This is a genomic window from Streptomyces avermitilis MA-4680 = NBRC 14893, assembly GCF_000009765.2.
Classification (GTDB): domain Bacteria; phylum Actinomycetota; class Actinomycetes; order Streptomycetales; family Streptomycetaceae; genus Streptomyces; species Streptomyces avermitilis.
On sequence record NC_003155.5, the window covers coordinates 6,925,504 to 6,951,762 of the forward strand.

At 72.7% G+C, this 26,259-nt stretch carries 24 protein-coding genes; 11 read left to right on the forward strand and 13 right to left on the reverse strand.

What is annotated here, in order from left to right; translation table 11 throughout:
* Window positions 1-100 precede the first annotated feature (100 nt).
* Entirely contained in the window at window positions 101-472 is a 372-nt protein-coding gene (locus tag SAVERM_RS29535) for a DUF4267 domain-containing protein (RefSeq protein WP_010987127.1), read from the forward strand.
* A 34-nt stretch (window positions 473-506) separates the two neighbouring features.
* Window positions 507-998, forward strand: coding sequence for a cupin domain-containing protein (locus SAVERM_RS29540; RefSeq protein WP_010987128.1), 492 nt, complete (start codon window positions 507-509; stop codon window positions 996-998).
* Window positions 999-1,032: 34 nt separating this feature from the next.
* Here the strand turns inward: SAVERM_RS29540 and SAVERM_RS29545 are convergent, their stop codons facing one another.
* On the reverse strand, window positions 1,033-2,178 hold the full coding sequence (locus SAVERM_RS29545; RefSeq protein WP_010987129.1) for a MerR family transcriptional regulator: 1,146 nt from the start codon (window positions 2,176-2,178) through the stop codon (window positions 1,033-1,035).
* Window positions 2,179-2,328: 150 nt separating this feature from the next.
* Here SAVERM_RS29545 and SAVERM_RS29550 point away from each other — a divergent pair, with 150 nt between their 5' ends.
* Window positions 2,329-3,201, forward strand: coding sequence for an ATP-grasp domain-containing protein (locus SAVERM_RS29550; protein WP_010987130.1), 873 nt, complete (start codon window positions 2,329-2,331; stop codon window positions 3,199-3,201).
* Here SAVERM_RS29550 and SAVERM_RS29555 read toward each other — a convergent pair.
* The 10 genes from SAVERM_RS29555 to pgfA all read right to left on the reverse strand — a co-directional run bounded on the left by SAVERM_RS29555 (window position 3,182) and on the right by pgfA (window position 15,523).
* Window positions 3,182-3,844 (reverse strand): hypothetical protein, encoded by a 663-nt coding sequence (locus SAVERM_RS29555; RefSeq protein WP_010987131.1) that lies wholly within the window; start codon window positions 3,842-3,844, stop codon window positions 3,182-3,184. The two genes, SAVERM_RS29550 and SAVERM_RS29555, sit on opposite strands and share 20 nt — an antisense overlap.
* Window positions 3,792-4,631, reverse strand: coding sequence for an FkbM family methyltransferase (locus SAVERM_RS29560; protein WP_010987132.1), 840 nt, complete (start codon window positions 4,629-4,631; stop codon window positions 3,792-3,794). Before SAVERM_RS29560 ends, SAVERM_RS29555 begins: the two co-directional genes overlap by 53 nt.
* A complete protein-coding gene (locus tag SAVERM_RS29565; RefSeq protein ID WP_010987133.1) occupies window positions 4,628-4,849 on the reverse strand; it encodes a Trm112 family protein in 222 nt (73 codons plus the stop codon). Before SAVERM_RS29565 ends, SAVERM_RS29560 begins: the two co-directional genes overlap by 4 nt.
* Window positions 4,846-5,754 carry a hypothetical protein gene (locus SAVERM_RS29570; protein ID WP_037645510.1) on the reverse strand — a complete coding sequence of 303 codons (909 nt, stop codon included), beginning with the start codon at window positions 5,752-5,754 and terminating at the stop codon, window positions 4,846-4,848. Before SAVERM_RS29570 ends, SAVERM_RS29565 begins: the two co-directional genes overlap by 4 nt.
* Window positions 5,755-5,769: 15 nt before the next feature.
* Window positions 5,770-6,504, reverse strand: a complete 735-nt coding sequence (locus SAVERM_RS29575) for a class I SAM-dependent methyltransferase (protein WP_010987135.1) — start codon at window positions 6,502-6,504, stop codon at window positions 5,770-5,772.
* Window positions 6,501-7,826, reverse strand: coding sequence for a condensation protein (locus tag SAVERM_RS29580; protein WP_010987136.1), 1,326 nt, complete (start codon window positions 7,824-7,826; stop codon window positions 6,501-6,503). The genes SAVERM_RS29575 and SAVERM_RS29580 overlap by 4 nt, the downstream gene beginning before the upstream one ends.
* Window positions 7,823-12,367: an alpha-(1->3)-arabinofuranosyltransferase gene (locus SAVERM_RS29585; protein ID WP_010987137.1), complete on the reverse strand. Its 4,545-nt coding sequence runs from the start codon at window positions 12,365-12,367 to the stop codon at window positions 7,823-7,825. The genes SAVERM_RS29580 and SAVERM_RS29585 overlap by 4 nt, the downstream gene beginning before the upstream one ends.
* Window positions 12,364-13,089 (reverse strand): class I SAM-dependent methyltransferase, encoded by a 726-nt coding sequence (locus SAVERM_RS29590; RefSeq protein WP_010987138.1) that lies wholly within the window; start codon window positions 13,087-13,089, stop codon window positions 12,364-12,366. The genes SAVERM_RS29585 and SAVERM_RS29590 overlap by 4 nt, the downstream gene beginning before the upstream one ends.
* Window positions 13,086-14,321 (reverse strand): glycosyltransferase family 4 protein, encoded by a 1,236-nt coding sequence (locus SAVERM_RS29595; RefSeq protein WP_010987139.1) that lies wholly within the window; start codon window positions 14,319-14,321, stop codon window positions 13,086-13,088. The genes SAVERM_RS29590 and SAVERM_RS29595 overlap by 4 nt, the downstream gene beginning before the upstream one ends.
* 224 nt (window positions 14,322-14,545) lie before the next feature.
* A complete protein-coding gene (gene pgfA, locus SAVERM_RS29600) occupies window positions 14,546-15,523 on the reverse strand; it encodes a cell envelope lipid trafficking protein PgfA (RefSeq protein ID WP_010987140.1) in 978 nt (325 codons plus the stop codon).
* Window positions 15,524-15,805: 282 nt separating this feature from the next.
* Here pgfA and SAVERM_RS43435 point away from each other — a divergent pair, with 282 nt between their 5' ends.
* From SAVERM_RS43435 to arfA, 5 genes are all read left to right on the forward strand, one after another.
* A complete protein-coding gene (locus tag SAVERM_RS43435; protein ID WP_167544203.1) occupies window positions 15,806-15,958 on the forward strand; it encodes a hypothetical protein in 153 nt (50 codons plus the stop codon).
* A gap of 43 nt (window positions 15,959-16,001) precedes the next feature.
* On the forward strand, window positions 16,002-17,243 hold the full coding sequence (locus tag SAVERM_RS29605; RefSeq protein WP_010987142.1) for a PucR-like N-terminal domain-containing protein: 1,242 nt from the start codon (window positions 16,002-16,004) through the stop codon (window positions 17,241-17,243).
* Window positions 17,244-17,470: 227 nt separating this feature from the next.
* The gene (locus tag SAVERM_RS29610; protein WP_010987143.1) at window positions 17,471-18,244 is read left to right on the forward strand and encodes an IclR family transcriptional regulator; all 774 of its coding nucleotides are present in this window, start codon (window positions 17,471-17,473) and stop codon (window positions 18,242-18,244) included.
* Complete coding sequence (locus SAVERM_RS29615; RefSeq protein ID WP_010987144.1) at window positions 18,241-19,101, forward strand: SMP-30/gluconolactonase/LRE family protein; 861 nt, start codon at window positions 18,241-18,243, stop codon at window positions 19,099-19,101. Before SAVERM_RS29610 ends, SAVERM_RS29615 begins: the two co-directional genes overlap by 4 nt.
* 258 nt (window positions 19,102-19,359) lie before the next feature.
* Window positions 19,360-20,871 (forward strand): arabinosylfuranosidase ArfA, encoded by a 1,512-nt coding sequence (gene arfA / locus SAVERM_RS29620; protein ID WP_010987145.1) that lies wholly within the window; start codon window positions 19,360-19,362, stop codon window positions 20,869-20,871.
* A gap of 143 nt (window positions 20,872-21,014) precedes the next feature.
* Here arfA and SAVERM_RS29625 read toward each other — a convergent pair whose 3' ends face one another.
* A complete protein-coding gene (locus SAVERM_RS29625; protein ID WP_010987146.1) occupies window positions 21,015-22,700 on the reverse strand; it encodes an IPT/TIG domain-containing protein in 1,686 nt (561 codons plus the stop codon).
* A gap of 177 nt (window positions 22,701-22,877) precedes the next feature.
* Entirely contained in the window at window positions 22,878-23,348 is a 471-nt protein-coding gene (locus SAVERM_RS29630) for an LPXTG cell wall anchor domain-containing protein (RefSeq protein WP_042493727.1), read from the reverse strand.
* Here SAVERM_RS29630 and SAVERM_RS29635 point away from each other — a divergent pair.
* The 3 genes from SAVERM_RS29635 to SAVERM_RS29645 are packed head-to-tail and all read left to right on the forward strand — an operon-like array spanning window position 23,347 to window position 26,194.
* Complete coding sequence (locus tag SAVERM_RS29635) at window positions 23,347-24,756, forward strand: sensor histidine kinase (RefSeq protein ID WP_010987148.1); 1,410 nt, start codon at window positions 23,347-23,349, stop codon at window positions 24,754-24,756. The two genes, SAVERM_RS29630 and SAVERM_RS29635, sit on opposite strands and share 2 nt — an antisense overlap.
* Entirely contained in the window at window positions 24,744-25,391 is a 648-nt protein-coding gene (locus SAVERM_RS29640; RefSeq protein WP_010987149.1) for a response regulator transcription factor, read from the forward strand. The genes SAVERM_RS29635 and SAVERM_RS29640 overlap by 13 nt, the downstream gene beginning before the upstream one ends.
* The gene (locus SAVERM_RS29645; RefSeq protein WP_010987150.1) at window positions 25,388-26,194 is read left to right on the forward strand and encodes a DUF4097 family beta strand repeat-containing protein; all 807 of its coding nucleotides are present in this window, start codon (window positions 25,388-25,390) and stop codon (window positions 26,192-26,194) included. The genes SAVERM_RS29640 and SAVERM_RS29645 overlap by 4 nt, the downstream gene beginning before the upstream one ends.
* The last annotated feature ends 65 nt before the right edge of the window (window positions 26,195-26,259 follow it).

Sequence of the window (26,259 nt, forward strand, 5' to 3'; positions counted from 1 at the left end):
CTGGAAGGCAGGCGGCGCCGCGCCGAAGCGACGAGCGAGAAGGCCGCGGAAGCGCCCGGCACCAACAACCGCAGAAGCACCGAGCAAGGGGGATCCGGACATGCTCACCGCCACCGCCTACGGCCTCGCCGCCGTCCTCGACCTGTTCGTTCTGTTCATCGGCGCCCGTTTCCTGTTGCGGCCCCGGCCCGCGGCGGCCGGCTACGGCGTCCCCGCCAAGCCGGACGGGGACGCCGCCTACCTCGAGATCAAGGGCCTGCGCGACGCCACCTTCGGCATCCTGGGCCTGGTCCTGCTGGTTTTCGCCGGTGCCCGCCCCGAGGCGTGGTTCATGCTCGTCGTCGCGCTGGCGCCGCTCGGCGACACACTGATCGTGCTGCGCCACGGCGGCACCAGGGCGGTCGCGTTCGGCATCCACTTCGCCACCGCCGTCGTCGTCCTCGCCAGTGCGGCCCTGCTGTTCGCCGTCTGAGCCCGGTCACCCCTTCACACCCAGGAGTCATGAGATGACGCTCATCGTGCCGGACTTCGACGAGTCCGTGATCGTCCGTTCCGTGGACGCCGAGGTCGTGGGCCGGGCCCCCACCACCGTCCGGCTGCTGGCCGACAGCAGCTCGACCGGCGGCGCGCTGTCCATGCAGCGGGTCACGCTCACCAACGGCGCCGACGGCGCCAGGCCGCATCACCACGCGGGCTCCGCCGAGCTGTTCTATCTGCTCGACGGCACCGCCCAGATCCTGTCCGGCGAGCAGGTCGTCACCCTGGAGCGCGGCGACCTGGCCGTCGTACCGCCCGGCCTGCCGCACGCCTTCGCCGCCGCGCCCGGCTGCGACGCCGACATCCTCATCGTCATCACGCCCGGCGTCGAACGGTTCGAGTACTTCCGCCATTTGGAGCGCATCGCCTACGGCAAGGTGCCGCCGGAGAGCCTGCTGGAGGTCCAGGAGCTGTACGACACCCACTTCCTGAAGAGCCCGGCCTGGGACGAGCGACGCTGACGGTCCCCCTGGCCCGGCGGGCCGGGCGGCGTTCCTACTGCCGCCCGGCCTCCACCACGTCCGCCACCACACAACTGACGTTGTCCGGACCGCCGGCGGCGTTCGCCGCGTCGACCAGGGCCCGAGCCGCCGCCTGGGGAACGGGAGCGGCGGCCAGGAGCCGCCGGATCTCCTCGGTCGGTACGACGGTGGACAGGCCGTCCGAGCAGAGCAGATAACGGTCGCCCGGGCGGGCGTCGTGCAGCTTCAGGTCGGGGTCCGGCACCGGGCCGCCACCCAACGCCTTCAGAAGCAAAGCGCGTTGGGGGTGGACGGTGGCCTCCTCGGGCGTCAGCCGGCCCTCGTCGACCAGCGACTGCACGACCGTGTGATCGTGGGTGATCAGGAACAGCTCGCCGTCGCGGAGCAGATACGCGCGGGAGTCGCCGATGTGGACGAGGGCGAGCTGGGAGCCGGTCCACACGGCCGCGGTGAGGGTGGTGCCGATCTCGTCCCGGGCGGAGCCGCCCACGGCGGCGGCCACGTCCTGGACCGCCCGGCCCGCGCCCTGGACCGCGTCCTCCAGGATGTTGAGGACGCCCCCGGCGGGGAGCGGCTCCTCGTCCAGGAACTTCAGGGCCTCCACCGCCGCCGTACTGGCCGACGCGCCGCCCGCGCCGCAGCCGTCGGCCACGGCGAGGACGCGGGCGCCCGCGTAGGCGGTGTCCTGGTTCGCGTCGCGGACCAGGCCGATGTCGGAAAGGGCTGAGTAACGCAGCTCCAGCATGATGGTGTCCTTCCTCGATGACGGAGATGACTGAGATGACTGAGGCGACGGGGATGACGCGGACGACTGCGACGCCTGGGGCGCCTGCGACGACTGGGTGAGGTGGTCCACGAGAAACAGGGCCAGGTCCCGGCGCGCGGTCGTCTCGGCCTCGACCCGGGCCCAGTACGCCCGGATCTCCCGCGCCGCCCCGCCCGGGTCCAGCGCGCACACCTGCCGGATGCGGGCCAGCGGCATGCCGAGCCGCCGCAGCCACGCCACCAGACGTGCCCGCTCCAGCTGCTCGGGCGCGTAGTAGCGGTAGCCGGTGTCCGGGTCGACCCGGGCGGGGCGCAGCAGGTCCAGTTCGTCGTACAGCCGCAGCGCCTTCGGCGAGAGCCGGCACGCCTTCGCGAAGGCTCCGATCGTGAGCATTCCCGCTTCCCCCGTGGTCTCGTTCCTCGGTCCTCGTTCCGCCACCGATGCTGGGGCTTCACCGAAGGGGAAGGTCAAATGGGTTGCGCCGGTTGCGCGGCCGCTTGTTAGCCTGCGGCGGCATCCGACGTACGAAGAGGAGAGTCCGACGTGGCCCGTATCGCGCTCGTCACCTACCGGCCCGACGAGGGCGAGACCAGCGCGGACCGCGACCTCCCGGTGCTGGTCGAGGCCTTGCGGGCGGCCGGGGCCGACGCGGCGTCCCGGTACTGGGACGATCCGGACGCCGACTGGGGCTCGTACGACCTCGTGGTGATCCGCTCCACGTGGGACTACAGCTGGCGGGCGGCGGAGTTCGTGGCCTGGGCCGAGCGGTGCGGACAGCTCACCCGCCTCGCCAATCCGGCGGCGGTCGTGCGCTGGAACACCGACAAGCGGTACCTCGGGGAGCTGGCGGGGGCAGGGGTTCCCGTCGTCCCGACCCGGTATCTCGCGCCGGGTGACCCCCTCGGCCTGCCCGACGACCACGAGTACGTCGTGAAGCCCACCTCAGGCGCGGGCGCCCGGCTCGCCGCCCGCTACACCCCGGGCGAGCGGGAGACGGCCGTACGACAGCTCGCGCGGATGCACGAGCAGGGGCTCACCGCGATGGTGCAGCCGTACCTCACCCACATCGACACCACCGGCGAGCGGGCGCTCCAGTTCTTCGGCGGTCGCTTTCTGCACGCCAGCCGAAAGGGGGCCGTACTCGCCCCCGGCACGCCCTACGACGCCGACAAGATCCCCCACCCCCGGCTGCGGCCCTGGCAGCCGACCCCGGACGAACTCGCCGTCGCCGAAAGCGCGTTGGCCGCCGTACCGGACGCCCCCGAACTGCTCTACGCGCGCGTGGACCTCGTCGACGACGAAAAGGGCCGTCCGGTCGTCATGGAGCTGGAACTCGTCGAACCGAACCTCTTCCTGTGGCTGCACCCAAACTCGCTGCCCGTGGTCGTGGACGCGGTCATCGCGGCTGCCCGGTGACCGACACCCGCTGAAGCAGCCCCCAGGTGAACTCCGCCGCGCACTCCCGTCGGACGCCCTCCGCGTCCGCGGCCGTGAACGACAGGCCCCAGCGGGTGGGGGCCGTGCCCTCCAGCGGGCGGGCGGGGGCGAAGGCGCGGGCCACCTCGTCGACCGTGCAGCACCAGGGGCGCAGGTCCGCCGACGTGCGCAGCTCAGGGGCCGGCGCGCCCGGTGCCCGTACCAGCCACTCGTTCCAGACCGCGCCCTTCTGGGCCACCAGGACCTCGAAGCGCAGGTCGGGCCAGAGGGGGAGCGGCCACTGCCAGGCCTCGCAGGTCAGGTCGCCGATCCGGCGCTCGGTCACGGATTCGGGGGTGCCGAGGACCGAGCGGTAGCGCGAGGCGGCGGCCCGCCCGCGCGGCGCGTGCAGCATCGCCTGCCAGCGGCGGTTCGCCTCGCGCATGTCGGCGGCCGAGACGCCCAGTTTCCGGCGGGCGTCGTCGACGAGGTCCGGGTTGTGGTCGGCCATGCGGCGCAGCAGGACCAGCTGGAAGTCGAGAGACGTGAACGGGCCGGCGGATCCGGCGGCTCCGGTGGACCGAGCGGGCCTAGGGGGAGGACCGGATCGGTCGGGTCGCTTTGCGGAGGGCATGCGGTCCATCGTCGCGCACCCGCCGGGCGCCCGGGCGGCGGCCGTCCGGGAGGAAGAGCGCCGAGTTCACATAGCGCGGGCCGCGGAAGGGGAGGGCCCGGCGCAGCAGGCCGTGCGAGACCACGTACGACGTCCGGGCCTGGTGCGCCTCCAGGATCGCCCGGTCCAGCGGCAGCCAGGTCCGGCCGGGGAGGACCCAGCCCGCGTAGCCGAGGCCGGCGAGGAAGTCGACGACCGGGCCGATCGGCTGGATCCTGGTCTCCAGTTCGATGAACAGGGCCGGCCGGTCGCGGGTGAGTAGGGTGGTCGCGCCCCGCAGGACCGCCAGCTCGTTGCCGTCCACGTCGATCTTGACGAAGCCGACGTCGCGCAGGCCCAGGCCGTCGAGGGTGACGCACGGGACCTCCAGCGCGCGGGCGTGGATGTCCCGGCGGACCAGGGAGGAGACGCCCCGGTCGCCCGCGTCGTCCGGCGGCAGCCAGAGAGGGGCCGTGCCCGGACGGTCGGACGCGGCGGCCCGGACCACGCGGACGTTGGGCGGGGCGACGGCGGCCAGCAGCCGCGCCAGGTGGGGGACCGGTTCGATGGTGACGACCCGGTCGGCCCGTCTCGACATGAGGCGCGTCCAGGGGCCGTACCAGCCGCCGACGTCCACCGCCGTGCGGCAGTCCGGCGGGCAGAGGTCGCCGAGGCGGGCGAGTTCCGGTTCGAAGCGAGGGTAGAGGAGCCGGGCGGCCGCCGCGACCAGGCGGGTGGGCAGGAACGGGGCGAGCCGGGCGGCCAGTGTGAGGGTCATGGGGTCATCCGCCTCAGCAGCTCCTCGTGCTCGTCCTCGGTGACCTGTTCGCCCGAGGACGGCAGCAGCTGCGGGATGCCGTCGACGATGGGGTAACGGCGGTGCAGGCGCGGGTTGTAGAGCACCCCGTCCTTCTCGGAGTCCGGTACGAGCAGGTGCAGCGGACCCTTGTCCAGCGGGCAGGCCAGTATCTTCAGCAGCGGGTCGTCGGGGTTCACGGTGGCGTCAACTCCTTTGGCGCGGCGGAGGGTTGGGGTGCGGTGTCGTGCTTCGGCATGGCCAGCAGGACGGAGACCGCGAGCGCCGTGCCCGCCAGGCGCAGAGCCAGCCGCAGCGGTTCGTGCGGCAGCGCCTCGCCGAACGCGAGCGTGCCGAGCACCGCCGTGAACAGACACGTCACCGTGGTGCACACGGGCACGATCAGCGAGGCCCGGCAGCGCTGGAGCGCCGCCTGCGACATGACCAGGCCGAACACGCCGGTGAAGAGCAGGAGGTACGGGTAGGGGGAGCGCAGCAGGCCGACCACCGCCCCGCCCAGCCCGTCGGCCGGCGTCAGATAGCTCGACACCCCCTTGATCGCCAGCGAGCTGACCCCGTACAACAGGCCCACCGCCACGCCGTATTCGACCCCGGTCGTGGGCATCCGGTGCCGATGGCGGGCGCGGCGCTCGGCGGACCCGTACAGCCAGACGCCCATCGCCAGCGACGGCACGCAGACGAGGAGGATCAGCGGAACGGGGGCGCTTCGGCTGACCTTGTCCGAGCCCTCGCGCAGCGACAGCACCACCATCAGCAACGCGGCGAGGATGGCGCCGAGCGCGTACCGCTCGCGGCCTGTCGTCTCCTCGCCGAGCAGGCGCGCGGAGAGCAGGACCAGGAGGACCAGGCCGGAGACGAAGATGCCCTGGGCGGCGGCGATCGGCAGGGTGCGGTAGACCGCGAGCTGGGCCCCGAATCCGGCGGCCAGGGACAGCGAGCCGCCGATCCACAGCGGGCTGCCCAGGACCAGGCGCAGCAGTCGGGCGGGGCGGCGGATGTCCACCTCAGGCAGGCTCGCGAGCGCCCGCTTCTCCAGGACGAACCCGGTGCTGTAGAGGACGTTCGCCAGCAGGGCCGCGGCCACTCCCCACCACACGGCCTACGTCCTTCGGGCGTGCAGAAGCAGCAGCGAGGCCGCCGACGGGACCGCGCAGGCGAGGCGGTCCAGCGGGCGCAGGGGGCGCGGTACGCCGTGGAAGGGCGCACCCCGCAGCCGTACGACCTCGAAGCCCGATGCCGTCATCAGCTCCCGCAGCGCACGGGCGGTGCACAGCCGCAGATGGCCCACCACCTCGGTGCCCGGGCGGCCGTGGATCGCGCGCAGGCTGACCTCCGAGAAGACGGGCTGTACGCCGGCGAGCAGCAGCGCCCGGTTGTACCAGGCGGCCAGGTTCGGGGTGGAGAGCATGAGATGACCTCCGGGGCGCAGCACGCGGCGGATCTCGTCGAGGGCGCCGTCCGGGTCCACGAGATGCTCGATCACCTCGCTGAACAGGACGGCGTCGGCGGTGGCGGACGCGAACGGCAGCCCCCCGTCGGTGAGTTCACCGCGCACGGCGTACGGCAGCCGGGTGTGCGCGCGCCTGAGGGCGTCCTGGGACCAGTCGACACCGACGAGCCGGTGCCCGGCGAGGAACGGGGCCGCGGTGGCGGCCGCGGTGCCGTCGCCGCAGCCGATGTCGAGAACGGTCTTCGCGCCCGCGGTGGCCGGGCCGAGGGCGGCGGCCAGCATGCGGGCCTGCCGCAGGCTGCGCGGGGTGCCGGAGGCGACGGGGACGGCGGGATCCTCATAGAAGTCCCGAAGTCCATTGCGTACGGGGGTGGTTGTCGTCATGGGTGGCGCTCCTGCGTGGCGTGCAGACTCTGCTCGAACAGATCGCGGAGGTGGGCGCCGTCGCCGTGGCTGAGCAGGGTGCGCGACCAGCGCAGGGCCAGATGGAGGCGGCCGGCGGTGGAGGCGGTGGTGACCGTCAGGCCCCGGGGCATCCGCGCGGGCGCCGAGAACCACACCGCGCGGGCCCGGCCCGCCGTGTCGCCGAAGTCCAGGGCGTACGGGATGCGGCCGATGTTGCTCAGCAGGGTGGTCGACGTCCAGGGTGCGGCGGCCCTGCGCAGACCGCGGGTCAGGGCCGCGCGCCAGGGGACGGGGACCACGGGCGCGGTCAACAGAGCAGCACCGTGCCCCAGTTGGGGGCGCGGAAGGGATTTGAGGGCGCGGGTGCGGTCGGCGGTGCGGCGGAGCAGGTCGGGCATGGAACCGCGGTCGACGGAGGTCAACTCCGCGGGAGCGAAGGGGACTTCGACCAGGCGGGTGCCGTTGCCGATGGGCATGTCCGTGCCGCGCGGGCGGTCGTCGACGGGCATGGTGATGCGCAGGGGGCGGGGGCGGGCGCCGTGTTCCCGGTTCCAGTGGGCGATCATCAGGGCCGTGGCGACCATGAGCTGGTCGTTCACGGTGTAGGGGGCGCCCTTGGGGCGGTGCGGGACGGACAGTTCGGTGACGAGTACGCCGTTGCCGGGGGAGGGCTCGGGAGCGCCGTGGGCCACGCGGGCGGGCGGGGTCCAGGTCGACGGGGTGTCCACCTGCTCCAGGGGAGCGTCCGGCGTCCGTACGGGAGGCGCCGACGGGGAGTTGTCGCGGCCGCCGTACAGCTCCGCCGCGGTGGCCAGGACGCGCAGGCACGCGGGGCCGTCCAGGGCGGTGTGGTTGATGGTGAGGAAGAGGACGGTGCCGTGCGACGGGTCGTCCTCGTCGACCACTTCGAGGCGGATCGGCGGCGAGGCGGTGAGCGGCGGGGCGGCGCCCAGGGCGCGGTCCCGGGCGTGTTTGAGGGCGTCCCGGTCCGGCGGCGGGAACGACACCACGTCCACGTCCGGGTCCGGCGTCAGCTCCCACTCGTAGCGACGGCGGTACCAGGGGCCCTCGGCCTCGCGCATCAGGATGCGGGGGTGGCGGTGCAGGGCCCGCGTGAACGCCGTGCGCAGGCGGGCCGGGTCCAGGCGGCCCGGCAGATGCACCTCGATGTGGACCGTCTCCGGCTCCTCCTCCTGGAGACAGTGCCGGGCCACCTCGTCGACCACGGGGAACGGGATGCGCCGCGGCCGCCGCGCGGGGCCGTTCGTGCCGTCGCGTGCCGGGTGCTCCACCGCGGTCATGGGGTATCTCCCTTCCCCGTGTCGTCGTCCGGCGCGGCGTCCCTGAACCCCGGCCCGCGCAGCGGCGGACGTGCCGTCGGCGGATCGGGCTCCTGGCGGCCGGGACCGCGCGCGGAGACGGTGTGGCCGGCCGCGGGCTCACCCTGCGGCGAGCCCGCGGGCTCGGCATGCGGTGTCCTTGCGGGCCCGGCGCCCGGTGCGCTTGCGGCCTCGGCGCCCGGTGCGCCCGTGGCCCCCGGCTTCTCCTCGCTGGGCTTCGCCCCCGGCTTCTTGCCCAGGAGGCTCCCGCCGCGAGGCCGCCGCGGCAACGGCTCCGTCCGCAACGGCTCCGCCGGGGCCTGCGCCCCGGGCGGTACTCCGCCCCGGTGCGTCGTCCCGTCACCGCCGGAGGCAGCGCCCCGGTGCGTCGTCCCGTCACCGCCGGAGGCAACCGGCTCCGGGATGCTCACCAGACCGGCGAACAGCCCGATCAGCGCGAGCAGTTGAGCCACCGGACCGAACGCGCCCTCGCTCGCCGACACCGGCGACCCGGCCCCCGTCGCCGCCGCGATCCCCGCCCCCGCGAGCGCCAGGAACGCGATCGGTACGAGCAGCGCGTGCCGTTTCCACGCCAGCAGCGCCAGCACCGGCACCAGCAGGGCGAAGAACCCGGCGATCACGACGCCGACCAGCGTCAGCGCCACCGTGCCGAGCCAGAGGCCGGGCGCCGGCGGCAGCGGCTGCGGCTCGTCGGCGTTGGGGGCGCGGCGCCGCCACAGGGCGAGGCCCACGAGGGCCGCCACACCGGCCCCGCCGCCGATCAGCCCGGCCTCGTACGTCGTCGAGGGCGCGTACGACAGCTTGACCGTGCCGCCCGCGCCGGCCGGGACGCGCCAGCCCTGCTGCCAGCCGTCGAGCCGTACCGGCGTGAGTTTCCTGCCGTTCAGGGTGGCTTCCCAGCCGTCGTTGTAGTTCTCGTACGTCGTCAGGTACGAGGCCGCGCCCCCCTCGACCGTCACCGCGCGGCGGTCGCCCAGCCAGTCGGCGATCCGCAGCGCCCGCCCGGCGGCCGCGGCCTCGGTGACCGTCCCACGGGTCAGCGTCACGTCCGTCACCGCCAGCGGCCCCGCGTCCCCGGCCTCGACCCGGTGCGCTCCCGAGCCGAGGTCCACCGCCGCGCTCGCACGCCCCTTCCGGCAGAGCGTCAGCTCGATGCCCCGGCGCTCGACCAGATCCCGTACGGTCCCCCTCGCGCTCGTCTCGTACAGCTTGCCGTCGATCGCGAGCACCGGCCCCTTCCCACACGGCAGCGAGAACGTCCGGGTGCTCGACGGCTGCGGCGTCCGGTACTGGTCGAGGGCCGGGATGTACGCCTCCGTGAGGCCCACGGGGAGTTGCAGGTCGTCGTCCGCGACCGGGTTGTGCACCGTGACGGGGGCCGTCTCCGTGACGGTGATGTCCAGCCGATCGGTGGTGATCGGGTCGAAGCGGACCCAGCCGTTCTCGTCGACCCCGGCGATCGCCGCCCCGTCCGGGGAGCTGATCGACACCTTCGTCGGACGGGACGAGAGCCCGCCCGCCGGGGCGAGGACGAGGGAGCCGACCGCTTGCTTGCCCGGCCAGCTCAGCTGGATCGTCGGGTTGTCCCCGGCGATCCACGCGGTGGTCAGATCCCCGTCGGTGAGATTGCGCGCCGACAGGCCGGCGCCGAGCTTCGCCGTCGAGCCGGCCGTCGCGGTGATCCGGCTCCGCTGGTCCGGAGCCACCTCGTACAGCAGCCGGTCCAGCCCCTCGCCCGCGATCGGCACCGCGCTCGCCTTCACCTCGTACGTCCCCGCCGCCGCCGTCGAGAAGCGGCGGTGCAGGCCCGCCTCCGTGCCCGTCGGGGAGAGGCCGGTGGGGTCGGCGGCGCGGTGCAGCGACACGATCTCGGCCGCGGCGTCGGACCCGGAGGCGTCCGTGGGGAGCCGGAGCATCCGGGTCACCTGCACACCCGGGATCCGGATCTCCGAGAAGCCCGCTCCGGTGAGCCCGGTCCGCCGCTCCACCGAGTCGAGGATCGTGATCTTCAGCCAACTCGTCGAGCCGGGACGGACGTTGATCTTCTGGGTCATGCCGTCGGGCTGGAGATAACTGGTGACGGAACCCTTCTCCGTCTCCACGCGCACCCGCGTCGCCGCCGACCGCACCCCGCCCTGCGGCAGCGGGGTCACCTTGAACGACGACGGCAGGTCCACGGACCCGGTGAAGGCGATCCGCAGCCACTGCCCGTCGGCCGAGCCCGCCGCGCCCTCCGCCCACGCCGTGTCCGGGTTGCCGTCGAACGCGTTCACCGGGTCGTACTGCGGGAGGTGGAACAGCCAGTTGCCGCTGGAGGACGCCGTCACCGAGCGGGCCCCGCGCAGTTCGGCCACCGTCTGACGGTCGAGGCCCTTGGCCGGCAGGATCTGGTGCGGTGGCCTGCCGGGATCCTGGGCGCTGTCGCTCGCGTTCCGCTCGTCACGCGTATACGTGTACGAGGTGTTGGAGTTGACCAGCCCGAAGCGGGTGTCCGCCCTGCGCAGCCCGTCGCCCACCACCTGCATCTCCGGGGCGCCGAGGCCGGGGTGGCTGTCGCCGGTCAGCACGGCCGCCCGGTCGCGCATCGCGGGGTCGGCGGACAGCGGCAGCAGCGACTCCGGGCCGCCGGAGACGACGGCGGTGCCCGCGACGGGGGTGAGCCCGGCCTGCCCGGGCCGGGGTACGTCCGTGCCCGGCTCGTAGATCTCCACGGCGCGCTGGCGCGGATACAGGCCCTCGACCTGCATGGGGGTGTCGTCCGCGATCCGTCCCCCGGTCATGACCGGGCCGAAGCCGGTGACACGCTGGAAGCCGGACTGCTCCAGCGTGCGCTTCACGGTCGTGGTCGGTACATAGCCGATCTGGTCGGGGTCCAGGTCGTTGCGTACGACGACGTAGTAGAGCCCGGCCCGGCTCAAGTAGTCGGCCAGGCCCGGGACTTCGCCACCCGTCATCAGGGCCTGCTCGACCGCGTCCAGCGCGCGCCGGTTGCCGGGGGTGCCGAAGGGCACGTAGTCACGCTGGGCCCAGCGGGAGTCGGCGAGCACGTCGAGGGGCTGGTCGATGGGGGAGCCCCAGGTGTAGATGCCGTGCGCGGTGGCCGGGACGACGAGCGCCCGGGAGTCGGGCGAGTACTTCTTCAGCCAGTCGGCCGTCGTGTGCCAGTACCGGGGGAGTTCCTGGAAGGAGCCGGGCTGCAGGACCGAGCCGTTGAGGTAGGGCCAGGCGAGTCCCGGAAGGATCAGCACGGCGGCGATCAGCGGAGCGAACCGGCGGCCGCGCACGGGACGCGCCCCGCGGGCCTGCGCGGCGACCCCCAGCAGATGGGCCAGGCCGAACACGAGCGCGAGAGCGAGCCCCGTCTGGAACTTGTAGATGTTGCGGAAGGGGACGAGCCAGCCGTTCAGCCAGTCCTGGACGACCCCGTGGAAGGGCGCGCCGAACGAACCGCCGTACCCGGCCAGGGTGATGAGCGCGACCGCCAGCACGGTCAGCACCAGCCAGCGACGCTCGGGCAGATCCCGTCTGGCGAGCCCGGCGAGACCGAGGCCGGCCGCGAGCGCCGAGCAGACGATCACGAGGACGGAGGACGCGACGGTCCAGCCGGCCGGCAGCCAGGCCTCGCCGAAGTGCAGATACGCCACCCAGTTCCCGGCGCCGCGCAGCGACTCGACCGCCGACATGGTGTCCGTCGTGGTCCGCGCAGTCTCCACGTAGGGAAGGAAGTTCTCGCCGTAGATGCCGAGCATCAGCAGCGGGACCACCCACCAGGCCGTCGCCAGGAGCACGCCGAGGACCCACCAGCCGATCAGCTTGCGCCGGCGTGGTCCGCGCGGGCGGGACAGCAGGTAGAGGCCGACGGGCAGGAGCGAGGCGAGGGTCGCGGCGGCGTTGACGCCGCCCATGAACGGGATGAACAGGGCCGAGCGGAAGGCCGCGACCCGGGCGCTGTGCCGCTCGTTCGTCAGCGGCAGCAGCACCCACGGGAGGAACGCGCCGGGCAGCGCGGCGGCCGAGGTCGAGCCGACGACGACCGTGAACACCGGCCACAGCGCGTACGCCACGGCGGCGAGCAGCCGTGCCGGGCCGGTGCCGATCCGCAGCCGCTCGGCCAGCCGCAGCGCGCCCCAGAAGGCGACGGACACGACGAGGGAGAACCACAGCCGCTCCGCGAGCCACACCGGGAGGTGGATCAGCTTGCACAGCCCGTAGTACGGCAGCATCGGCCAGGCGTAGCCGACGTACTGGTCCTGGATGCCGCCGAAGCCGCCCCGGTCGTGCCACAGCTGCCCCAGGTCGGACAGGAACTGCCAAGGATCGAGGGCGACACCCAGCTTGGTGTCGAACGTCGTCCGCCCGGGGTGCACGGCCAGGAACAGGACGAACACCACGGCCCAGAACCCCAGCAGCCAGCGCCGCGACCGCGGGCCTTCCGGCGGCCCCTCGGCGGTCCCTACAGGTCGTACCGGCGCGGGAGGAGGGGCCTGGACCGTGCTCGTCATGGTGGACACCGCCGGAGGATGAGGAGGAGGTTCCAGGTGGCGAACTCGCGCAGCCCCGGCGCCTTCGCGACGGCTTCCGCGAGGAACGGCCAGTAGCGGGAGCGCGCCGAGACGACCGTGACGTCGTCGCGGGCGCGCACCTGCCGCAGGGTGGGTCCGATGTGCACGGCGAAGAGGTTCTCGCCGAGGGTGTGCTTGGCGGGCCGTCCGGTGCGCCGGCGGTAGCGGGCGCGGGCCCGCTCGGCGCCCAGGTAGTGCCATGGCGCCCACTCGTGACCGCCCCACGGGGACAGCCAGTTGGTGAACGACACGTAGATCAGCCCGCCGGGCCGGGTCACCCGCACCATCTCGCTGAGGAAGGTCTGCGGATCGGCCACGTGTTCGAGAACGTTGGAGGAGAAGCAGACGTCGGCGACCGCGTCCGCGAGGGGGAGCAGATATCCGTCCGCGACGACGGACCCGGCGGGGGGCTTCGGGCCGAGCTCCCCTACGTCCGGCTCGAAGAGGTAGGCGCCGGCCCCGCGCCGCCGGAACTCCTCGGTGAAGTAGCCGCCCCCGCCGCCGACGTCGACGACGGTACGGGCCTTCACCGGGCCGCCGTACGCCTCCACCTGGTCGGCGGCGTCCCGGGCGAGCAGGGAGTAGCAGGCCTCGGGGTCCTCCTGCTCGTGCCGGAAGGCACGGAAGAGGGCGAGGGAGCGGCGTATCGAGGGATCCTTCATGGGGTCCGGCCCCTCACCGCCTCCGCCGCCACCGCTCTGAACTGGCGGACCGTGTGCTTCCAGCGGTACTGGGCGGCGCGGTCGCGGGCCGCCTTGCCCATCAGTTCACGGCGGTGGGAGGAGAGCGCGAGGGCGCACCAGGCCGCCGCGAAGGACGACTCGCCGCGGGCCAGCACTCCCGTCTCGCCGTCGGCCACGGAGTCCCTGAGACCGGGTACGTCGAAGGCGATCGCCGGGGTCTCACGGGCGGCGGCCTCGGTCACCACCAGGCCCCAGCCCTCGACCGCCGAGGGGTGCAGCAGGAGCCAGGCCGCGCACAGCAGCCGGTGCTTCTCGGCCTCGGAGACATGCCCGGCGAACTCCACGCCGGGCCCCGCGAGCTGCTCCAGGCGCGCCCGTTCGGGTCCGTCGCCCACGATCACCAGGCGGCCGCCGGTGACCGGCCGTACCCGCTCCCACAGCCGCAGCAGCAGATCGATCCGCTTGTACTCGACGAGCCGTCCCATCGCCACGAACAGCGGCTCGGGCGAACGCGGCGCGCGCGGCCCCGGTTCCTCGACCCCGTTGTGCACGACCCGGATGCGCTCGCGCTCGACGCCGATCGCGCGCAACGCGTGTGCCGTCGACGGCGAGACGGCGACCAGCAGGTTCCGGCGCTGCGCACCGGCCAGTGCCCAGTGTTCGAGTCTTCGGCCCAGCCGCGCGGCCGGCGCCAGGGGCCCGCCGAACCGCATCCGCCACAGGTCCGTGTGGACGTGGTTGACCAGGCACAGGGTCGGCCCGCGATGCCACAGCGGAGCCAGGTACGGCATGCCGTTGCACACCTCGACGAGCAGGTCGCAGGCGCCGACCCGGCGGTGGAAGGCGGACCGGGCGCGCAGGTAATGGCCGAGGTCGCCGCCCGCCGAGACGACGCGGTAGTCGTGCCGGGGGGTACCTCCCCGCTCATGGGGGTCCCCGTTCGAGCGAGGCCGAGAGCCCGGGGGAGGAGCCGGGAGCCCCGGGGAGGCCGGTCCGCCGCACAGCAGGGTGACCTGATGTCCGAGGCGGGTCAGTCCGTCGGCGAGCCGGTCGACGAGCAGTTCGGAGCCGCCCGCCGCGGGATTGCCGAGATCGCGATGGGCGAGGAAGACGATACGGCGCGGCTGTGGGGGGAGCGCCGGAGGGTCCGGAGGGTACTGCGCGGCAGGCGGGAAGGCGTCGCGCAGTGAGGACGGCACGTGCTGGGGCATGGGTGCTCCAACTCGTCTCGGGGTGCGGAACTCAGCGTGGGGAGGGCGGGCGGGCAGCTCGCCGGTCGGCCGTGCGGGGGGACCTTCTGGGGGGTCTGAGCTCTTCTTGTCGCTCGGGTGTGGCCGGGTTGTGCTCGGGTGGGGTGGGACAGTTTTCGCCGAGCGGTCCGGCGCGGCTACTCACCGAGGTGACAATTTCCGGGGTTTGTGGAGCTGACGCCACGTCATATCGTGGGCGGAGGCGGGGAGGACTCGGACGTATCGGGATGTGAGCGCCCGCGTACCACCAAAACGGCACCCACCACAGCGAGGACGAATCCCGCCACACCGGCACCGATGGGCAACGTCCGCCCCACCATGCGCAGTTGACCACTCTCCTTCTTCGCCTGCTCGACCTGGTCCTTCTGGGTGGCCGCGGTGAAGGCGATCTTCCGGCTGTCGAGGAGGACGACCGCGTCCTTCTTCGCGCCCGGCGCCCGCAGCGTCTTGCGGGGCCCGACCTGGGCGTAGAGCACCCGTCCGGTGCGCTGGTCGGCGACCAGTTCGATCCCGTGATTGGCGTACCACTCCTCGGCCAGTACCTGGCTGCTCTTCGGGCGGCCCACCAGGGCGCCCGGCACCAGGCGGGTTCCGGTCCGCGTCGCGGGCACGGTGCCGGTGAAGCGGTAACCCTCGTAGCCCTGGATCTTCTTGACGCCCGAGTAGGTGAGGGTCACGGTCGCGCCGAGGGAGTTGTCCCACCAGCGGTAGGCGTGTTTGCGCACGTCGAAGGGGAACTTCAGATAGGCGTCGCCCTCGAAGTAGGGCTTCTCCCGGCAGCAGTGCGCCGGCCGGTTGGTCTTCCGGTCGGTGACCCAGCGGCCCGGCATGAACTCCAGCGCGTCGTGCGGGTCGGCGGCCGGCAGCGACTTGTCCGTGTCGACGGTGGTCGTCACGTCCCAGACCGCCTTGCCGCTGCGCTCGCTGTCGGCGACGTTCCCGCGCACGCGCTGGGTGACGGTGATCTTCTGGCCGGCCACGGTGTCGACCTTGTCGACGTCGAAGACGCTGCCGGTGCCGGTGTAGACGGCGGTGGTGTCGATGTCGATCGGATTCACGGCGGCACGCGGTTTCACGTACCAGGCGAGCAGCGGGGCCAGCACGAGGAGGAACGTCCCGAGGCCCAGCAGGATCAAGGAGACGGGTGAGGCGGTTCGGCGCATCCGGGCACTCCAGGGGCGTGAGACGGCTCGACACACCAGGTGAGGCGGATGGTACGGGTGGATATGCATGTCCACGGGTGAGTCGACACCGAGAGGGAAAGTGCGCGTGCGGTACGGGCCGGGAACCGTAGGCGCACCCTTGACGGGGTGTCAATGCATTGCCGAGACTGAGGACTTGCCGGACGGGACCGGCAAGCCGGGCAGGGACCACGGGGCCGTGCGCCTTCGGTCCCGTGGAGCGCTGGGGTGGGGACGACCTCCGACAGAGAGGCTCACCCTGCGATGTCCAGACTGCTTGCCGCCGCTCTCACCGTCGTGGCCGCCACCGCACTCGCCGTGGGCGCCGCGCTCGGCATCGTCGCCCTGCTCGACGCGACCCCGGACCAGCCGAACACCCCACTGATCACATACGAGCACACCGGCCAGGAGCGCTGACGGTGCCTGCCCGCCGGGAGAAACCGACTCCAGGAGCAGCCCCGTGACCGCCCGTCCGTCGGCCCTGCCGACCCGTTCGGCCTGGCGGGATGTGCCGCGTCTCCAGGTGCGGCAGTTCGCGGCGCTCGCGATGGCCGAGGCACCCTTGCTCGCCGAGGAGATCCTGTGCGAGATCCGCCGTGAGTACCCGCATCTGCCCGTCGTTCTCGACGACTCCGGCGAGCCCATGGCACTGGTCGGCATCCGCCGCGCCATCGAGGTCTTCGTCCAGCACCTGGAGACCGCCGAGGGCCGCCCCCGCGTCCCTCCCGAGGTCTTCCAGGAGTTCGGCCGCGGCGAGGGACTGAACGGCCGCAGCCTCGACTCCCTCCAGGCGATCTACCGGCTCGGCGTACGCCTGGCCTGGCGCCGCTTCGCGGAGATCGGCCAGCAGGTCGAGATCCCGCCTCCGGCGATGTACGAACTGGTCGACGCGGGCTACGAGTATCTGGACGGCCTGGTGGACCAGTCCGTACGCGGCTACGCCGAGGCCGCGGCCCGGCAGGCGGGCGAGCGCCTGCGCCTTCAGCGGCGTCTCATGGAGCTGCTGCTCGCCGAGCACCACCGCGGCGACCCGGCCGACGCGCTCGCCGAGCGGGCCGCCCGGGTGGGCTGGCCGCTGCCCGACAAGGTCGCCGTGGGCGTACTGCTGCGTCCGGCGCGCGAGGCCGTCGCCCCCGCGGTCGGGCAGGGTGTACTGCTCGACATGGAGTACGAGCAGCCCCACATGGTCGTGCCGGAGCCGGACGCCGCCGGGCGTCCGGAGCTGCTGCACCGCGCCCTGACCGGCTGGGCGGGCGCGATCGGCCCGCCCGTCCCCCTGGCCGAGGCGGCGAAGTCGCTGCGCTGGGCGGAGGCGGCGGTACGGCTCATGGAGCGCGGGCTGCTGCCGGGCGGCGAGGTGCTGCACTGCACGCAGCACACGGAGGCGCTCGTCCTGTTGCAGCCGGAGGAGCTGATCGACGACCTGGCGTCACGGTGCCTGGCACCGCTGGCCCACTGCGGCCCCACGCACCAGCGCCGCCTCGCGGAGACACTGCTGGCCTGGCTGGAGACCCGGGGCGGGGCTCCGGAGGTCGCGGCCCGCCTGGGCGTCCACCCGCAGACCGTCCGCTACCGCCTCCGGCAGATCCGCGAACTGTGGGGCGGCGAGATCGACGACCCCGACCGCCGCTTCGAGCTGGAGCTGGTGCTGCGGACACAGCGGCTGCGCGGCGAACTCGGCGGCCCCAGGGCCCGCCGGTAGCCGTGGACGCCGACAGCCCGGGCACGCCGACCGTCAGAGGTATGCGGTATCGGTGCACGCCGACAGCCAAAGGCACGCCGCAGAGCTGCACCCTCGTCACTTCCCGCAACGTCCGCACCGCAGGGCCATTGCCCGGCCAAGCCACTATGACTAGCCTGTGTTCGTCATGCCGATCGACTGTTGAGATTTCGAACACAGTCACCACAGACGCAAGGAGGGGGCCGGTTGTGGGACGCCTCGTACCTGCCGTGACCCGGGCTCTCGACATTCTCGAGCTCTTCCTCGACGGGGACGGCACGCTCTCCGCCCCCGACATCGTGCGCAGACTCCAGCTGCCACGCACCACCGTGCACGAGCTGGTCACCACGCTCGCCGCCCGCTCCTACATCGTCCAGGTGCCGGGGCAGCCGGGACGCTACCGCCTCGGCGTCCGGCCGTACCAGCTCGGCAGCCGCTACGCCGAGCAGCTGGACCTCGCCGCAGAGGGCCAGCAGGTCGCCCGCTCCGTCGCCGAGACCTGCGACGAGACCGTGCACGTGGCGATCCTGGAGGGCACCGACGTCATCTACATCGCCAAGGTGGACTCCACGCACGCGGTGCGCATGGTCTCCGCCGCCGGCCGGCGCCTGCCCGCCCACTGCACGTCCGTGGGCAAGATGCTCCTCGCCTCCCTCTCCGACCCGGAGCTGACCTCGCGGGTCCCGGACGGCGTCGAACTGGCCGCGATGACACCGAACAGCATCACGGATCCGGCCGTCCTGCGCGAGGCCCTCGCCGAGATCCGCAGCCGGGGCGTGGCCGTGGAGAACCGGGAGTCCAATCCGGACGTCAGCTGCGTCGCCGCGCCCGTGCGCGACCGGGCGGGGCAGGTCGTCGCCGCGCTGTCCATCTCCATCCCGATGATCCGCTGGAGCGACGAGCGCCGGGTGGAGCTGGAGCAGCTCGCCGTGAAGGGCGCGGCCGAGCTGTCGGAGCGGCTCGGGCACCGGAGCGTGGGGTGACCGGCCTCGACGTCGCGGTACGCGCGCATGCGGCCCTCGGCGAAGGGCCGACCTGGGACACCGCCGCCCAGCGGCTGATCTGGGTCGACATCCTCGGGTCCAGGGTGCACACCTACGACCCCGCCTCCGGCCGTCGTACGGTCCTGGCGACCGAACAGCACGTGGGCGCCGCCAAGCCGCGCGCGGGCGGCGGCCTGGTGGTGAACCTCCGCGACGGCGTCGGCCTCTACGGGCCCGAGGGCCCCGGGGGCCGCGACTTCCGGTGGCTGCACCGCGAGCCCGTCCCCGGCCGCCGGGGCAACGACGCGGCGGTCGCGGCCGACGGCTCGCTGTGGGCGGGGACGATGCGCTACGACGAGGCGCCGGGCGGCGGCACGCTGTCCCGCCTCGCCCCCGACGGCACGGCCCGGACGGTGCTGGACGACGTCACCATCAGCAACGGCGTCGGCTGGAGCCCCGACGGACGGCTGATGTACTTCAACGACACGCCCACCCGTCGGATCGACGTCTTCGACGTGGACGAGGACGGGCGCCCGGTCGGCCGGCGGACGCTGGCGACCGTCGAGGAGGGCGCCGGATTCCCGGACGGCCTCACCGTCGACGCCGACGGCTGTGTGTGGGTGGCGCTGTGGGACGGCGGCGTGGTCCGCCGCTACACGCCGTCCGGCGCGCTGGACCGCGTGCTCGAACTCCCCGTGCGCCGCCCGACGGCCTGCGCGTTCGGCGGCGCCGGCCTGACCGACCTGTACATCACGACGGCCCGTACGGGCCTGGCCGCCCCGCACCCGATGTCCGGTTCGCTGCTGGTACTCCCCGGCGCCGGAAAGGGCCTGCCGCAACCGGCGTTCGCCGGCTAGCGCGAGCCGCCGCCCCTTCACGGCCCGCACTCTTCACCACGACCCCCGCCCGGCCATCGGGCGGGGGTCGACTTTTGCGCAAAGCATTGACGCGAAAGCGCTTACTCCTTACGGTCCCGTTCGAAGTTACGAGCATGATCCGGAATATCGAACAGTAAGGGCAGGGCATGGGACGACCTGACCTGAACCGCAGCGTGCCGCTGTCGCTCCCGTCCCGAGGCTCAGCCTGAACAGGCTGCACACTCCCGAAAGGACACCATGCGCACTGCCCGCTTCGCCCTCGACCCCGCCTTCACCGTCGGCGAGGTCGACCCCCGTCTCTTCGGATCCTTCGTCGAACACCTCGGCCGCTGCGTCTACACCGGAGTCTTCGAGCCGGGCCATCCCGCGGCCGACGAGGCGGGTCTGCGCACCGATGTGCTGGACCTCGTACGGGAGTTGGGAGTCACCGCGATCCGCTATCCCGGCGGCAACTTCGTCTCCGGCTACAAGTGGGAGGACTCGGTCGGCCCGGTCGACGAGCGCCCCCGCCGCCTCGACCTCGCCTGGCGCTCCACCGAGACCAACCGCTTCGGCCTCTCCGAGTACGTCGCCTTCCTGAAGAAGGTCGGCCCGCAGGCCGAGCCGATGGTGGCCGTCAACCTCGGCACGCGCGGGGTCGCCGAGGCCCTGGAACTCCAGGAGTACGCCAACCACCCCTCGGGCACCGCCCTGTCGGACCTGCGCGCGGCCCATGGCGACAAGGACCCCTTCGGCATCAGGCTGTGGTGCCTCGGCAACGAGATGGACGGGCCCTGGCAGACCGGCCACAAGACCGCCGAGGAGTACGGCCGCCTCGCCGCCGAGACCGCCCGCGCCATGCGCCAGATCGACCCCTCCGTCGAACTGGTCGCCTGCGGTTCTTCGGGCCAGTCCATGTCCACCTTCGCGGAGTGGGAGGCGACGGTCCTGGCGGAGACGTACGACCTGGTCGACCACATCTCCCTGCACGCGTATTACGAACCTCTCGACGGCGATGTGGACTCCTTCCTCGCCTCCGCCGTCGACATGGAGTCGTTCATCGAGAACGTCGTCGCGACCTGCGACCACGTGGGCGCGAAGCTCAAGTCGAAGAAGAGGATCAATCTCTCCTTCGACGAGTGGAACGTCTGGTACCTGTCCCGCCACGAGGAGTCCGCCCTGGCCGACCCGCTGGACTGGCCCGAGGCCCCGCGCCTCCTGGAGGACAACTACAGCGTGCTGGACGCGGTCGTCTTCGGCTCGCTCCTGATCGCGCTGCTGCGGCACGCGGACCGGGTGACCGTCGCGTGCCTCGCCCAGCTCGTCAACGTCATCGCGCCGATCATGACCGAGCCGGGCGGCGCGTCCTGGCGGCAGACGACGTTCTTCCCGTTCGCCCAGGCCGCCAGGTACGGGCGCGGACAGGTCCTCGACGTACGGGTGGACTCGCCGCGGTACGAGACGAAGAAGTACGGCGAGGCGGACCTGCTGCACGCCACGGCGGTCCGCGCGGACGACGGCACGGTCACGGTGTTCGCGGTCAACCGCAGCCGCACCGAGCCGCTGCCGCTCGAAGTGGCCCTGAACGGCCTGGAGTTGACGTCGGTCGTCGAACACAGCGTGCTGACGGACACCGACCCGGACGCCCGCAACACCCTCGACGACCAGGAGCGGGTCGCCCCGCGAACGGTCTCCGGGACCGCACTCCAGGACGGCACCCTGACCGCTGCCCTCGCGCCGCTGTCGTGGAACGTGATCCGGCTGGCGTGAGGCAGGCATGACGTAGGCATGACGCAGGCGTGAGGCAGGGCGTGCGGCCGAAGCCCGTCCGGGAGGTGCTCCCCGGACGGGCTTCGGTTTGACGGACGGTCACCGTCACCGGTGTGGCGCGGCGCGGCGGGCCGGCGCGTACGTCAGATGTCGGGTTCGGAGACGTAGGTGAACGTTCCGGCCGGGGCGCCGCCGGGGCCTGTGACGGTGACGCCGACGGGGCCGGCGGCGCCACTGGGCGGGGTGGTGGCGGTCAGGGTGCTGTCGGAGACGACGGTGAAGGCTGCCGGGATGCCGTTGAAGGTGACCTGCTCGGTGCCGGCCAGGCCGGTGCCGGTGATGGTCACCTCGGTGCCGCCGGTGGTCGGTCCCGAGTCGGGGCTGACGCCGGTGACGGTGGACGGGTCGAGGTACGTGTAGGACAGGCCGCCCGCGCTCCCACCGGCGGTGATCACGGTGACGGCGGTGCCGCCCGGTGCGGGGGCGCCGGCGGCCCTGACGGTGACCTGGTTGTCGGAGACGGTTTGGATGACGGCTCGGGTGGTGCCGAAGTACACGTCGATGGCTCCGGCGAGATGACGGCCGGTGAGGACGATCTCGTCATCGCTGCCCGCGACGGGACCCGCTGCGGGGTTGATGCCGCTGAGGGCGGGGACCGGCACGTAGTAGAAGTGTCCGAGGGTGCCGGTGCCACCCGCGGTGGTGACCGTCACGGGAACGGCACCGGATCCGGCGGGAGCGGTGACGGTCATCGAGGTCGCCGTGTTGGCGGTGATGACAGCCTGGGCGGTGCCGAAGTGCACGGCGGTGGCGTTGGCCAGGTGGTGACCGGTGAGGGTCACGGTGGTCCCGCCTGCCGTCGAGCCCTGGTCGGGAATCACGGTCGTCGCCATGACACCGACCGTGCCCGCCACCGCGTTGGTCACGTAGGCGCGCGTTCCGTCGGGCAGGAGCGCGATGCCGGTGGGACCGTCTCCCACGCCGATGTTCTCGACGACGGTCTGGGTGGCGGTGTCGATCACACTCACCGTGTCCGGGCCGGAGTTCGCCACGTACACGTGGAAGCCGTCCGGGCTCACTGCCGCGAAGCGCGGCTGAGCACTGACGCCGACGGTGGCGATGACGGCGCTCGTGGCCGTGTCGATCACGCTCACCGTCGAGTTGCCGACGTTCGTGACGTAGACGTGTGTCCCACCGGGGCTGACCGCCAGCAGGATGGGAACCGGACCGACGGGGATCGTGGCGATGACGGTGTTGGTGGCGGTGTCGATCACTCTGACGGCATTCGCGAACAGACATGCGACGTAGGCGCGCGTCCCGTCCGGGGTGATGACCAGTCCGAGTGGCGTGCCCGCGGCCGGGATGGAGGCCGTGACGGTGTTGGTGGCGGTGTCGATCACACCCACCGTGTCCGAACTCTGCAGGGTCACGTAGACGCGACTGCCATCCGGAGTGACGGCCACCCCCGTCGCTCCCGCCCCGACGGCGATGTCCGTGACGATGGTGTTCGTGGCGGTGTCGATCACGCTGACGAGGCCGTCGTCGGCGACGGTCACATACGCCCGGGTACCGTCCGGGCTGAACGCTACGGCGTTGGGCCCGCCCCCTGTGGCGATGGTGTCGATGACGGTGTCGGTGACGGTGTCGAGCACACTCACCGTGTTCGAGCCGTGATTGGCCACGTAAGCGCGGGTCCCAGTGGGTGTGAGAGCGATTCCCCCGGGGGTGTCGCCCACGGGAATGACGGCCCCTGCCGCGAACGCGGCACTCAATCCGGAGCCCCGGGCCTGGGCGAGTGGCGGCGGCGTAGGCAAGGCGAGGGTGAACATGGCACTCCCTGAGGTGGGTGGGGGGTCTTGTCCCGCACACGGAAATGTCTGCTCCACCGCATGGGCCGACAGCGGGCGGACGACCGGTCCGAGACTGGACCGGCGAATACACACACTGCGCGAATTACCCTACCTGTGAAGGGTTTTAACATTCCTTCCATATGTCCGATTCTCTGCTTATCGCTCTACCGGGAGCCGGTGCGGGCCGGCCAGGGAGCGTGCATCCCGGCCCGGCAGTCCCCGTACCGCGATCCGCGCGCACACCCCCGCCAACGGCAGCTCGACACAGACGGCCAGCAGGCCGGCCGTCAGCAACTCGACGCCCGCCCGGGCCGTCAGGACGTCGAACCACGCGTCCATCACTAGCAGCGCCGACGTGGCCGCCGCAGCCAGGACATGACGCCGGTCACGGCGCCGCAGCAACAGCCCCGTACCGGCCAGCCCGACGGCGAGGGCCGCGTCCAGGCCCACCCATGCCGAAGACCAGTTCCGTACCTCCGCCGTCGCGGGCAGCGTCCTGGCGAGCACCACCATCCACGGCAGAAGAGCGGCACCCCCGCACACCAGCGCCGTGGACAGCGGACCCCCGGCGGCCGGCAGAGAGCGGGCGGGCGTCGCACAACGGGGCGGCGTCACAAGGGTGGACATGGCGTCTCCTGCTTCCGGTCGGGTACGCCCTCAAGCCAAGCCGCCCGGCCCACCCCGGGTCAGTAGCGCACGGTTCCGACCCCGGGGTGGTGCCAGGTACACCCCGGCCCTGAACCCCACTGCATGGCACCGCCCTGACCTGGCCGTCTACGGTTGTCTCATGCCAACCAACGGCCCGCGGCGGCGCGCACTCGACTGGGCCGCGGCACACGCGCCCTGGTCGGCCTGGGCGTGGCGCAACACCGCTTTCGTCACCGCCGGGTTACCCCTGGCGCTGCCCGCGGCGGCCGCCCTCTGGCTCGCCCTGTGCGCCCCCTGGAAGACCGGAACCGCCCTCCTGCTGATGCTGCTCGCCAGCGGGGTGCTCACCGCCCTGCAACGCGGCCGCTTCTGGTCGCTCCTCGAACTCGACGTGCCACGCGTCCCGGCGCCCGCGCCCTGGTACACCTGGCGCGGAGTGACCGGCCGGCTGCGTGCGGAGTCGACGTGGCGGCAGTGCGCCTATCACCTGGTGGCTGCGCCCCTGGCCGCCGTCGGAGGTGTCGTGGTGGTCGCCGCCTGGGGCGTGGGACTGGTCTGCACGCTGGTGCTGTCGTGGCTGTGGGCGGTGCCGCTGCGGGCCTCGATGCCCGACTGGTCCCGGCAGTATGTACCGCTCACGGTCCTCGGTGTCCTGCTGCTGCTTCTCACCCCGTGGGTGGCGGCCGCCGTGGTCCGGCTCGACACCGGTGCGGCGGCGGCGCTGCTCGGCCCCAGCCGGGCCGGTGAACTGCGGCGCCGGGTCGAGGACCTGGCCGTCAGCCGGGCCGGAGCCCTCGACGCGGCCGATGCCGAACGCCGGCGCATCGAGCGGGACCTGCACGACGGGGCCCAGCAGCGGCTGGTCTCCCTGGCGATGAACCTGGGGCTCGCCCGCGCCACCCTCACCGATCTGCCGCCGGAGGCGAGGCGGGTCATCGACGAGGCGCACCGCGAGGCCAAGGAGGCCATCGAGGAGCTCAACAACCTGGTGCGCGGCCTGCATCCGGCGGTGCTCGACGACCGGGGACTGGACGCCGCGCTCTCCGGGATCGCCGCCCGCGCCCCGCTGCCCGTGGAGCTGACCGTCGACATGGCCGAGCGGCCCTCGCCCACGGTGGAGGCCGTCGCCTACTTCGTCGTCTCGGAGACGCTCACCAACGTCGCCAAGCACGCGCGGGCCACCCGGGTCGGCGTGCGGTTGCGGCGCCGGGCCGACCGGCTGCGGATCACCGTCCACGACGATGGGACCGGCGGCGCGGATCCGGCGCACGGCACCGGACTGGCCGGCCTGGTCAAACGCGTAGGGTCGGTCGACGGGACCATCGAGATCGACAGCCCCCCGGGGGGCCCGACCCTCATCACCGTGGAGCTGCCGTGCGTGCTGTGATCGCCGAGGACTCGGTCCTGCTGCGGATCGGGCTGGTCAAGGTGCTGGAGATGGCCGGGTTCGAGGTGGCCGCCGAAACCGGTGACGCCGAGGGCCTGTTGACCGCGGTCGAGGAACACCGGCCGCAGCTGGCGCTGGTCGACGTCCGGATGCCGCCCGGCTTCACCGACGAGGGGGTACGAGCCGCCCTGCTGATCAGACGGCAGTGGCCCGAGACGGCCGTACTGCTGCTCTCCCAGTATGTCGAGGAGCGCTACGCCGCTGATCTGCTCTCCGCGCAGGCGGGCGGCATCGGCTACCTCCTCAAACAACGCGTTGCCGACGTCGAGGAGTTCATCGACGCGCTGCGCCGGGTGGCGGGCGGCGGTACCGCGCTCGACCCGCAGGTCGTCGCCCAGCTCCTGCTGCGCCGCGGCGGTGCCGACCCGTTGGAGCGGCTCACCCCACGTGAGCGCGAGGTGCTGGCGCTGATGGCGGAAGGCCGGTCGAACGCCGGTATCGCCGGGGAACTCGTGGTGAGCGAGAGCGCGATCGCCAAACACATCAACAGCATCTTCTCCAAGCTCGATCTGCCCCACGCGGACGGCGCCCACCGCCGGGTCCTGGCGGTGCTGCGGTTCCTGGACGGCGTATGAGTCTGCCGTCGCGTCCCCGCCACCGGGGCCTGTGGATCACCGTCGCGGTCATCAGCGCCCTCTTCGTCCTGGCCCCTCTCGGCAGTGAGGCGTACGGGCAGTTCGCCCGCCAGACCCGCTCGACCCACGTGACCGAGACCAGCGAACGGCACCGGATCGGATCCGTCGACGTGGAGGCGGGCAGCGCGGAGGTCAGCGTAGGCCCGGGCCGGGACGGCGGCATCCGCATCCAGCAGCGACTGTCCTGGTCGCTGAGCCGTCCCCCCAAGGTCGAACGGTGGTGGGTCGGCGACCGGTTGAAGATACGCACCGCGTGCGACGGCACGTTCGCCATGACCAGCATGGGCTGCCGGATCGCGCTGGACCTTCAGGTTCCCGACGGCACACCGGTGCACGTGGTGAGCGACTCCGGCACGGTCCGGGCCAGCGGACTCACCGGCCCGCTGGACATCCGCACGGGCTCGGGCACGGTCAAGCTGTACGCGGTCCACGGCCCCGTCACCGCCCACGCCGGCTCGGGGTCCGTGACCGGCACGGTGCTGTTCTCCCCCGAGATGCACGCCCGGGCCGACTCCGGCACGGTGGAACTGGACTTCGGCGCCGCACCCCGCCGGGTCACCGGCACGGTCGACTCCGGTTCCCTGACCGTCACGGTCCCACCGGGTTCCCGCTACCGCGTCCGTGGCCATGCCGGTTCGGGCCGGGTACACATCGACGACCAGCTCCAGCAGCCCGCGTCGCACCGGTCCGTCGAGGTGTCGGCCGACTCGGGGTCGGTGAGCGTGGGGTATCCCGGGTGGTGAGATCTCGCCGCAGCCGTCGCCGGATGCGAAGCGGACGGCAACCGATCAAGGCGGAGATCGACGCG

Bases quoted from the DNA above. Each gene is read 5' to 3' on its own strand.
- SAVERM_RS29575 (WP_010987135.1), bottom strand. From the start codon at position 6,504: ATGACGACAACCACCCCCGTACGCAATGGACTTCGGGACTTCTATGAG.
- SAVERM_RS29625 (WP_010987146.1), bottom strand. From the start codon at position 22,700: ATGTTCACCCTCGCCTTGCCTACGCCGCCGCCACTCGCCCAGGCCCGG.
- SAVERM_RS29545 (WP_010987129.1), bottom strand. From the start codon at position 2,178: ATGCTCACGATCGGAGCCTTCGCGAAGGCGTGCCGGCTCTCGCCGAAG.
- SAVERM_RS29590 (WP_010987138.1), bottom strand. From the start codon at position 13,089: ATGAAGGATCCCTCGATACGCCGCTCCCTCGCCCTCTTCCGTGCCTTC.
- SAVERM_RS29585 (WP_010987137.1), bottom strand. From the start codon at position 12,367: ATGACGAGCACGGTCCAGGCCCCTCCTCCCGCGCCGGTACGACCTGTA.
- SAVERM_RS29555 (WP_010987131.1), bottom strand. From the start codon at position 3,844: ATGGACCGCATGCCCTCCGCAAAGCGACCCGACCGATCCGGTCCTCCC.
- SAVERM_RS29645 (WP_010987150.1), top strand. From the start codon at position 25,388: ATGAGTCTGCCGTCGCGTCCCCGCCACCGGGGCCTGTGGATCACCGTC.
- SAVERM_RS29535 (WP_010987127.1), top strand. From the start codon at position 101: ATGCTCACCGCCACCGCCTACGGCCTCGCCGCCGTCCTCGACCTGTTC.
- SAVERM_RS29595 (WP_010987139.1), bottom strand. From the start codon at position 14,321: ATGCCCCAGCACGTGCCGTCCTCACTGCGCGACGCCTTCCCGCCTGCC.
- SAVERM_RS43435 (WP_167544203.1), top strand. From the start codon at position 15,806: ATGTCCAGACTGCTTGCCGCCGCTCTCACCGTCGTGGCCGCCACCGCA.
- SAVERM_RS29560 (WP_010987132.1), bottom strand. From the start codon at position 4,631: ATGACCCTCACACTGGCCGCCCGGCTCGCCCCGTTCCTGCCCACCCGC.
- SAVERM_RS29580 (WP_010987136.1), bottom strand. From the start codon at position 7,826: ATGACCGCGGTGGAGCACCCGGCACGCGACGGCACGAACGGCCCCGCG.
- arfA (WP_010987145.1), top strand. From the start codon at position 19,360: ATGCGCACTGCCCGCTTCGCCCTCGACCCCGCCTTCACCGTCGGCGAG.
- SAVERM_RS29630 (WP_042493727.1), bottom strand. From the start codon at position 23,348: ATGTCCACCCTTGTGACGCCGCCCCGTTGTGCGACGCCCGCCCGCTCT.
- SAVERM_RS29540 (WP_010987128.1), top strand. From the start codon at position 507: ATGACGCTCATCGTGCCGGACTTCGACGAGTCCGTGATCGTCCGTTCC.
- pgfA (WP_010987140.1), bottom strand. From the start codon at position 15,523: ATGCGCCGAACCGCCTCACCCGTCTCCTTGATCCTGCTGGGCCTCGGG.
- SAVERM_RS29635 (WP_010987148.1), top strand. From the start codon at position 23,347: ATGGCGTCTCCTGCTTCCGGTCGGGTACGCCCTCAAGCCAAGCCGCCC.